Below are 1,294 nucleotides of genomic sequence, written 5' to 3' on the forward strand. Positions count from 1 at the left end.
TGACCTGCCCCCAAGAATGGAACCAATTCTTAAGTTAGTGTTGGACCTGTTCCAACGCCAGCCTGCTTCGTTCGCTGAGGCGTAGCCAAAGCGAATGAAGCAGGCTCGATCGCCTCGGGTGCGGGTGGGCGGTAGCCGAGCGAGCTGTGTGGCCGCCTGGTGTTGTACACGTGTCGCCAGCGCTCGATCAGTACCTTCGCTTCCAACAGTGTGTCGAAGACTTCGCGGTTCAACAGTTCGTCACGCAGCTTGCCGTTGAAGCTTTCGATGTAACCATTTTCCCAAGGACTGCCTGGCTCGATAAACAGCGTCTTCACGCCGACGCGAGAGAGCCACTCTCGAACCTTCGTCGCGGTGAACTCCGAACCGTTGTCACTGCGGAGGTAGGCCGGCACCCCACGACGCACAAACAGGTCGCTCAGTCGCTCCAGCACGTCTTCGCTCTTGAGGCTTCTCGCCACGTCGATCGCCAGGCACTCACGGGTGTGCTCGTCGATCAGGGTCAGCATCCGCATGGCTCGGCCATCGCTCGTCCGATCCGCCACGAAGTCGTAGCTCCAGACGTGATTCTGGTAGGCCGGCCGCAGCCTGATGCACGATCCATCAGCCAGCCACAGACGCTTCCGCTTGGGCTGTTTCTGAGGGACTTTCAGACCTTCTTGACGCCACAGCCGCTCGACCCGCTTGTGGTTCACTCGCCATCCTTCCTCACGCAATAAGGCCGTCACCCGGCGATAGCCGTATCGCCCATACTCGGTGGCCAACTCCACGATCCGCTTCACAAGACGCGGCTCGTCACAGGGAATATGCTTCTTCCGCCGTTGCGTACTTCGAGCCTGCCCCAACACGCGACATGCCCGACGCTCGGTCACGCACTGGCGGCCCAGTGCATCACGCACATACGCCACCGCGCGTCGCCGCTTCGCCGGGCTCAGAAGTTTCCCGAGGCGGCCTCCCGCAGAATCGCTTTATCTAGCTCCGCGTCCGCCAACAGACGCTTCAGACGAGCGTTCTCTTTCTCCAAATCCTTCAGACGCTTCGCCTGGTCCATCCGCAGACCACCGTACTCCTTCTTCCAACGGTAATAGGTCTTATCGGAAATTCCTAACCGCCGGCAAACTTCAGGGACCTTCTGACCCTGAGCCAACAGGACCTCTGCCTCACGCAGCTTCGTGATGATCTGCTCCGCTGTGAACTTGTTTCCTCGTGCCATCGATGATCCTCCTTCGCTTGCGACCACCACCAAATTCTCGCTTCAGCTGTGGTCTCGGGTGAAGGGGGCAGGTCAGTTGGC

1 protein-coding gene is annotated in these 1,294 nt (G+C 59.8%); it reads right to left on the reverse strand.

Annotation, left to right across the window (positions count from 1 at the left end):
- Positions 1–29: 29 nt before the first annotated feature.
- Positions 30–1,213, reverse strand: a protein-coding gene (locus tag SH678x_RS23350) for an IS3 family transposase (RefSeq protein WP_496923155.1) whose coding sequence is annotated in 2 segments (ribosomal slippage) — positions 30–946 and positions 946–1,213 — 1,185 coding nt in all. Because the reading frame shifts where the segments join, the coding sequence is not laid out codon by codon here.
- Positions 1,214–1,294: the final 81 nt, after the last annotated feature.

This window comes from Bythopirellula superficialaquae (assembly GCF_059632245.1).